This window comes from Roseivivax halotolerans (genome assembly GCF_900115815.1).
Classification (GTDB): Bacteria; Pseudomonadota; Alphaproteobacteria; order Rhodobacterales; family Rhodobacteraceae; genus Roseivivax; species Roseivivax halotolerans.
Genome location: NZ_FOXV01000003.1, coordinates 401,067 through 408,129 on the forward strand (window position 1 = coordinate 401,067; position 7,063 = coordinate 408,129).

The 7,063-nt window shown below is 62.3% G+C and carries 7 protein-coding genes and 1 other RNA gene; 4 read left to right on the top strand and 4 right to left on the bottom strand.

The genetic code is table 11. The annotated features are described in order from the left end of the window. Positions 1-238 precede the first annotated feature (238 nt). From BM171_RS06905 to BM171_RS06915, 3 genes are all read right to left on the bottom strand, one after another. Positions 239-1,882, bottom strand: a complete 1,644-nt coding sequence (locus BM171_RS06905) for a BCCT family transporter (RefSeq protein ID WP_093010090.1) — start codon at positions 1,880-1,882, stop codon at positions 239-241. Positions 1,883-2,012: 130 nt separating this feature from the next. After that, positions 2,013-2,999 (bottom strand): acryloyl-CoA reductase, encoded by a 987-nt coding sequence (gene acuI / locus BM171_RS06910; protein WP_093010091.1) that lies wholly within the window; start codon positions 2,997-2,999, stop codon positions 2,013-2,015. Positions 3,000-3,058: 59 nt separating this feature from the next. Further along, the gene (locus BM171_RS06915; protein ID WP_093010092.1) at positions 3,059-3,574 is read right to left on the bottom strand and encodes a DinB family protein; all 516 of its coding nucleotides are present in this window, start codon (positions 3,572-3,574) and stop codon (positions 3,059-3,061) included. 122 nt (positions 3,575-3,696) lie between these two features. On the opposite strand from BM171_RS06915, the gene BM171_RS06920 reads away from it, so the two are divergent. From BM171_RS06920 to BM171_RS06935, 4 genes are all read left to right on the top strand, one after another. Beyond that, the gene (locus BM171_RS06920) at positions 3,697-4,050 is read left to right on the top strand and encodes a DUF4345 family protein (protein WP_093010093.1); all 354 of its coding nucleotides are present in this window, start codon (positions 3,697-3,699) and stop codon (positions 4,048-4,050) included. Positions 4,051-4,090: 40 nt separating this feature from the next. Continuing rightward, a complete protein-coding gene (locus BM171_RS06925; RefSeq protein ID WP_093010094.1) occupies positions 4,091-4,321 on the top strand; it encodes an N-(5'-phosphoribosyl)anthranilate isomerase in 231 nt (76 codons plus the stop codon). A 130-nt stretch (positions 4,322-4,451) separates the two neighbouring features. Beyond that, positions 4,452-4,807, top strand: a transfer-messenger RNA (tmRNA) gene (gene ssrA, locus BM171_RS06930). A gap of 251 nt (positions 4,808-5,058) precedes the next feature. Next, entirely contained in the window at positions 5,059-6,366 is a 1,308-nt protein-coding gene (locus BM171_RS06935; protein WP_175497506.1) for a polysaccharide biosynthesis/export family protein, read from the top strand. 46 nt (positions 6,367-6,412) lie between these two features. Here BM171_RS06935 and BM171_RS06940 read toward each other — a convergent pair whose 3' ends face one another. Beyond that, on the bottom strand, positions 6,413-6,925 hold the full coding sequence (locus tag BM171_RS06940) for an asparagine synthase-related protein (RefSeq protein WP_281244602.1): 513 nt from the start codon (positions 6,923-6,925) through the stop codon (positions 6,413-6,415). Positions 6,926-7,063 lie beyond the last annotated feature (138 nt).

Here is a 7,063-nt window from a genome sequence, read left to right on the forward strand (position 1 = left end):
ACCCGTAACACCGTATTTCTGGCACATAATTCTCTCATGCGCGGCCTAAGCCGCTGAGATAGGGGCAACCTTTTCCGCGACTGACCTTGCCATCCCATTCCGCAAACCCGAGATCACGCAGCCTTTCACGTGCGCGATCTTTCTTCCTCCAGACATGAAAACGCCCCGGACCGAGGGGTCCGGGGCGTGTCTGGCGTGGTTTGCGGCCGGATCGTCGCGGCCGCATCATGTGACGCGATCAGCCGCGCTTTTCGCTTCTGAGGCCGGCGATGATCGCCCAGCACATCAGCAAAAGCACGATCGTGAAGGGCAAGCCCGTGGAGATCACCATCGCCTGGAGCGCTCCAAGTCCGCCGCCGATCAGGAGCACGATGGCGACCGCGCCTTCGAAGATGCACCAGAACACCCGCTGCGGGACCGGCGCGTCGACCTTGCCGCCCGCTGTGATCGTGTCGATCACGAGGCTGCCGGAGTCGGACGAGGTCACGAAGAACACGATGACGAGGATCACCGCGATCGTCGATGTGATTGCCGCCATCGGCAATTCCGACAGCATCCCGAAGAGCGAAAGCTCGGGGCTGTAGCTGTCGATCACGTTCGCCTTCACGAGGCTGTCGGGGTTGTTCAGAACCTGGTCGATCGCCGCACCGCCGAACACCGCCATCCAGAGGACGCAGACAAGGCTCGGGATCAGGATCACGCAGGTGATGAACTCGCGCACCGTGCGGCCGCGGCTGACGCGGGCGATGAACATGCCCACGAACGGTGACCAGGAGATCCACCAGGCCCAGTAGAACGCGGTCCATCCGTGACGATAGCTGTCATCCTCGCGCCCGACAGGGTTGGACAGCGGCAAGAGCTCGCGGCCATAGGCAAGAAGCCCCTCGCCGAAGCCCGTCAGCAGCATCACAGTCGGGCCTGCCAGCAGCACGAAAAGCAACAGCAGCGCCGCCACGACCATGTTGACCTCGGAGAGGACTTTCACCCCCCCATCAAGGCCACGCAGGACCGATACCAGCGCGACCAGCGTGATCGCCACGATCAACACCACCTGGCTCGTGATCGTGTTGGGCAGACCATAGACGAATTCGAGACCGGCGACCGCCTGCTGCGCGCCGAAGCCGAGCGAGGTCGCAAGGCCGAAGAGCGTCGCGAAGACCGCCAGCGTGTCGATGATGTGCCCGGTCCAGCCCCAGACGCGGTCCCCGAAGATCGGATAGAAGGCAGACCGGATCGTCAGCGGCAGACCCTTGTTGTAGCTAAAGAGCGCAAGGCTCAGCGCCACGATCGCATAGATCGCCCAAGGGTGCAGGCCCCAGTGGAAGATCGTGCCCGCCAGGCCGATCTCGCGCGCCGCGGCGACATTCGCCTCGATCACGCTGCCGTCCTCGGCGAACGGAGACGGCACGCCGAGCGGTGACGAGACAGCCATGTGATAGACCGGCTCGAGCACGCCGAAGAACATCAGACCAATGCCCATGCCCGCCGCAAAGAGCATCGCGAACCAGCCCGCATAGGTGAAGTCGGGCGTGGCTTCCGTCCCGCCGAGACGGACGCCGCCCCAGGGGCTCACGATCAGGAACAAAGAGAAAAGAACGAAGAAGTTGGCCGCCGACAGGAAGAACCAGTCGAAGGTCGATGTCAGGTAAGGCCTGAGTTCGCCGAAGAAGGTCGATGCCTGCTCGCGGAAGATCAGGGCATAAACGACGAACAGGATCACGGAGGCGCCGGAAATGACAAAAACCGGGTTGTGAATGTCGAAACCGAATGGCCCGAGTTTGCCGTCTATATTGTCCTGGCCGACATCGTAATCGGTTTCGATGAGGTTCGTATGGCCTTCTGGCGTTGGTATGCCTTCGGCCGTGATGTCCTCGTTTGACATGCGAGGGGCTCCCTACTTGTATTTTGCATTCCGCGACTTGCGATCTTGCGCCGCTTGGCGATGATTTGCCCACCGCGAGCGGTCGTGCCGACAAGCGGTGGAGACAAATGCGTTCTGAAGGGTATGACAATCAGCCGCGGACGTCCACCACAACGCGGCCGCGAACCTGCCCGTTCAGGATATCCGCCCCGAGTTTCGGCAGATCGGAGAGCGTTGCCGGCTGCACCATCGCGTCGAGCTTCTCCATCGGCAGATCTTTCGCAATCCGCTCCCAGGCGCGCAGCCGGTTGTCGTAGGGCTGCATGACGCTGTCGATGCCGAGAAGGTTCACGCCGCGCAAAAGGAAGGGGACAACCTTGGCCGGAAGGTCGGCTCCGCCCGCCAGTCCGACCGCCGCGGCAGAGGCTCCGTATTTGAGCTGGCCCAGCACCCGCGCCAGCATCGCGCCCCCCACGGCGTCGACACAGCCGCCCCAGCGCTCGGTTTCGAGCGGGCGCTTCGTGGTCTCGGCAAGATCCTCGCGCGCCACGATTTCGGTCGCACCGAGCGCCTTGAGGTAATCGGCGCTGTCCGGGCGGCCCGTCACGCCAGCGACCTCGTGACCGAGCGCGGCGAGGATCGCCGTGGCGACCGAGCCGACGCCGCCGGACGCGCCGGTGACGAGAACGGGGCCATCCTTGATCCCGTGATCCTCGAGCGCCATCACCGCGAGCATGGCCGTGAAGCCCGCCGTGCCGACGGCCATCGCCTGCCGGGTGTCGAGGCCCTCGGGCAGCGGCACCAGCCAATCGGCCTTCACGCGCGCCTTCTCGGCATAGCCGCCCCAATGCGCCTCCCCGACGCGCCAGCCTGTGAGGACGACCTTGTCGCCGGCGCTGTATCGATCGTCGCTCGAGCTCTCGACCGTTCCGGCAAAGTCGATGCCGGGCACATGCGGGTAATTGCGGACAAGCCCGCCGCCCGGCCCGATGCAGAGCCCGTCCTTGTAGTTGAGCGTCGAATACTCGACCGCGACCGTCACCTCGCCCTCGGGCAGATCGTCTTCCGAGATCTGTTTGACGGCGGCGCTTGTCTTGCCGCTCTCTTCGTCCTTCTCGACGAGCAATGCGTTGAACATGTGTGTCCTCTCTTCCTCAATAAGTGTCGGCTGTGCGAGCTACCGCGCAACCCGCAGCGTTACAGCACGGGCCCGTCCTCGGGCATGAAGGCCAGGTCCGAGACCGGTGCGGTTGCACCGGCCGCGGTCAGCATTGCGTGGATCTGGCCGCGGTGATGGGTCTGATGGTTGAACATGTGGGCCACGCAGAGCGCGCGCGGCCGCGACACCTCGCGTCCCTGAGCGCCCGAATACCAGGTGAGATCACCGAAAAGCTCGGTCGAGCGCAGGTTCTCCGCCCAGTCGAGGATGCGCGCATCCATGCGGAACCGCGCGATGTCCCAATCGGGCAGCGTATCGGTGAACGCGATGCTCTCCGCGATGCCGCCTTTCGGAGCGGGGCTCTGCGTGAAGCGCGCCATCCAGATAGTATCCGCCCATAACAGGTGGTTGGCGGTCGCAAAGATCGAGCCGAAGAAACCCTGCCCCGTCTCGCGCAGCCACGCCTCGCCGCGCTCTTTGAAGATCGACTTGAGCTGGCGGTTTTGCCAGGCGTTGTAGCGCGCCATCTGGACAGTGAAACTTGCGTCGATCATGGCGGTCCCTCCGTCACCATTGGGAGCAGTCGAGCATCCTTCTGCGTGACTGGCAAGCCGGAGCGCTTTTCCCGGGGCGCGGCCAGACTAGCTCACGCAGTGGTAGTGAAAGGAGCCCTGGTATGGTCGACGCCATTAACATCATCCTGGCGCTGGCGACGATCGCGCTCGGTGCATTCGGCCTTCTCGCGCCGCGCTACACGGCCGATGTGCTCGATCTCGATTTTCGCGGCAGCACGATGGGCATGAGCGAATTGCGCGCCTCGGCGGGCGGGCTTTTCGTTGCGCTGGGCCTTGTGGCACTTTTGTCCGGCGCCCCCTGGGCATACGGCATGACCGGCGTCGCATATCTGGGCGCGGGCACCGGGCGTATCGTCTCGATCCTCGCCGACAAGCCGCCGCAGCCGAAAGCCTGGATCTTCTTCGCCTGCGAGGCGGGGTTCGGCGCATGGCTGGTGATCGTGAATCTGCTCTGAGATTTACCTGACCTTAACCGGTCTCGTGTCTTGTGACGACATGACCGGACTTTATGGCCCCCTCTCGCCCGAAGCTTGGATCGAAGGCGTGTTCTCGAGCAAATCCGCCATGCGCGGTCAGGTCATCCGACGCGCGCGGCGCGACGTGGACCGCTACGCCGGCCTTGAACGGCTTCTGTCCGAGGTTGGCCGGCGCGGCTACCGGGCGATAGAGAATGGCGGGCAAGTCATCATATTTTGCAATAACGAGCCTGTCCGCGTGCTGGTCTAGGCCGGTTTCGCACGCGAAACCTGGACTGAAATCCGACGCGGATTTCGTGTCCAGAGACCAGCGCCGCCACAGAGGCCATGTTTTCAGCGTGCGGAAAACCGGCGAAATCTTCGAGAAGATTTCGCCTGCGCCTCTTTGCAAGCGCGCCAGAAACGCCTATCTTAAGCCTGTCTCGGCAACGGGACTATGGGCATAAACGCGCTCGTAATAAGCGGATCGGACCCGGGGGCGGTACCCGGCGGCTCCACCAATCATCCCGTCGTTGGGGGGACTTTGGGGCCGAAACAGGATCGACGAACGTGTAAAGGGGTAGCTTTGTCCCGGTGAGGTACCACCGTAATCGGTCCGTTAAGCATAATTGCCAACGACAATCGTGCTCCGGTCGCTCTCGCAGCCTAATGCTGCGCGAAAGACCGAAATCTTAAGTCCAGTCCTCTAGCCAGGGCTGGCGGGGTTCGCAGGCACCTGGCAACAGAAGCCTGCATTTTTCTCTTTAGCCCATACCTATCTTGTCGCCGGACCAGCGTGCCCCGTGGATTTTCTTAAGCTGTCTTTCCGGCCGTCGGCGATTGTCCCCGAGTCAGCTTTTCGCTCCACATTCGGACAGGAAAATGCCGCGAAATCAGACGAGAGGAATGACGCGGAACTGACTTGCCAAGCCGGGTGGCTCCGTACGAAGCTTAGCCGAAAGCGGGCAAGCCACGCGAGTGACACCGATGATGACACGAGACGGCGACATGGACCACGTGACCGGTGCTTCTATGACCCGAGAGCTCTGGAAGAGTTCAATGCGCGCGCTCAGAATAAGTGTGGCGCGCCTGCTCGTCATATCAGTTTCAATTCTTCTTCTGGCGACAATCCAGACGCCGGCGCAAGCCGAGCCGGATGAAATCTATCAGTTGGGCCCGGGCGACAGGTTATCTGTCCGCGTCGTAAGATGGGACAATCAGGAGCTCGACTTCGTGGAATGGGATGCGGTCAGCGGCAGTTTCTCCATCTCGAGCAACGGCACGCTGAGCATTCCGCTGGCAGGGACTTTCTCGACCTTGGACAAAGATCTCGATGAGCTGTCCCAGGAAGTTTCGGCCAAGCTGAACGAAAGCGTACAATTGATCGAGACGCCCTCTGTCGTGATCGAGATCGAGACCTACCGTCCGTTTTATGTGATCGGCGATGTGGAACGGCCCGGAGCCTTCGAAGCGACCCCTGGTCTGGGCGTCATGCAAGCCTACGCTCTGGCGGGCGGTGCGCCATATCTGCGCGAAGCTGAATCCAATGATCTGCGCGGCGTGATGCGGGATGCCGGTGACCTTTCGCGCATCCGCAGGGAGGAAGTGCGCCTGCAGGTTCTCGCGCACCGCCTGAACGCCGAGCTGCGCGGCGCGGATACGTTCGAGATCGACGTGGAGCTCCGCCACCCGGACGGGTCCGAAGCGCTCGATCGCCTGATCTCGGACGAGACAGAGATTTTCGCGACACGGAAAGAAGCACGTGCTCTGGAAAGGCAGAGCCTTGAAGAGCTCAAAATCCTTCTGGCGACGGAGATTTCCCAGCTTGAGACAAAACGTTTAAGGCTGGCGGATCAGATCCTCACGGCGCGGGAGGTCAGCGACAACCTCGCCGAGCTCGGCGACCGTGGTCTCGCACGTGCAGACCAGTTGCGCGACGCGCAACGCGCGATATTCGAGCTCGAGAGCCAGGATATCGACCTGGAGAACGGCATCTTTCGCGCGCAACAAGGGATCAAGGAGGCTGAGCGGGACATTGTCTCAATCCAGACCCAGCTTCTAACCCAGGTGACCGCCGAACTTCAGCGCGTCAATGCGGAGCTGGAAGACAGGGCGCAGCGTTCAAAACTGCTCATTTCCATGCTGGACCTTTTCAGCGTCGGCGTTCCCCAGTCCGAAAGGCAGTTCTCTACGGAGTTCTTCATCACGCGCAGTACAACTGATGGGGCCGAAGTGCAGGTCACCGGCGATACCCCTATCGGACCGGGCGACATCTTGCGCGTTCAGCGACGGGCGGCCGATTCCACGAGCAACTAGGTCGGATTGGCTGAGTGGAGGCGGCGAGAGGCCAGGAAACGCGGGATCAACACACCGCTTCCCGTCTTTGGTGACGATTGCTGTCTTGCGTGCCGAGCCAGGTATCCTGCCAGGCGTCGAGCATGATCAGGGTCCAGAGATGTCGTCCCCAATTACGGCGCCCCGACACGTGTTCATCGAACTTGGCTGCGGCGCGGTCAGGATCGACGACACCGAGCACTGACAATCTCTCGGGTGAAACCGCGTCGGCCGCCAGATCGCGCAGCGGACCACGGATCCAGTCTTCGATGGGTATGCCGAACCCTTGCTTGGGACGGTCGAACAACGCCGGAGGCACGCGTCGTTCCAGCAGCCTCCGCAGAACCAGCTTTCCGACGCGGCCATCAAATCGCAGATCGTTCGGTAGGGACCATGCCAATTCGACCACCCTGTGGTCGAGAAGCGGAGACCGGACCTCCAAAGACGCGGCCATCGACGCGCGATCGACTTTAACAAGGACGTCATCGGGCAGGTAGATGGACGTATCGAGCGCCATCATCTCGGCCACCCTGTCATCCATCTCCGTGGTGTTGCAGGCTTCAAATGGACCCGTCGGTCCCAATTGTCAACGGCGGAGTAATAACCGGCCACGTGGCGGCGCAAAACCAGGCCAGTGTCGGGGTGCTGAGCGCCATGGCGCGCGCGCTCCCCAAATAGC

Excerpts from the sequence above, each read along its gene's own strand:
- BM171_RS06905 (WP_093010090.1), bottom strand. The coding sequence starts at position 1,882 with ATGTCAAACGAGGACATCACGGCCGAAGGCATACCAACGCCAGAAGGC.
- acuI (WP_093010091.1), bottom strand. The coding sequence starts at position 2,999 with ATGTTCAACGCATTGCTCGTCGAGAAGGACGAAGAGAGCGGCAAGACA.
- BM171_RS06915 (WP_093010092.1), bottom strand. The coding sequence starts at position 3,574 with ATGATCGACGCAAGTTTCACTGTCCAGATGGCGCGCTACAACGCCTGG.
- BM171_RS06920 (WP_093010093.1), top strand. The coding sequence starts at position 3,697 with ATGGTCGACGCCATTAACATCATCCTGGCGCTGGCGACGATCGCGCTC.
- BM171_RS06925 (WP_093010094.1), top strand. The coding sequence starts at position 4,091 with ATGACCGGACTTTATGGCCCCCTCTCGCCCGAAGCTTGGATCGAAGGC.
- BM171_RS06935 (WP_175497506.1), top strand. The coding sequence starts at position 5,059 with ATGGACCACGTGACCGGTGCTTCTATGACCCGAGAGCTCTGGAAGAGT.
- BM171_RS06940 (WP_281244602.1), bottom strand. The coding sequence starts at position 6,925 with ATGGATGACAGGGTGGCCGAGATGATGGCGCTCGATACGTCCATCTAC.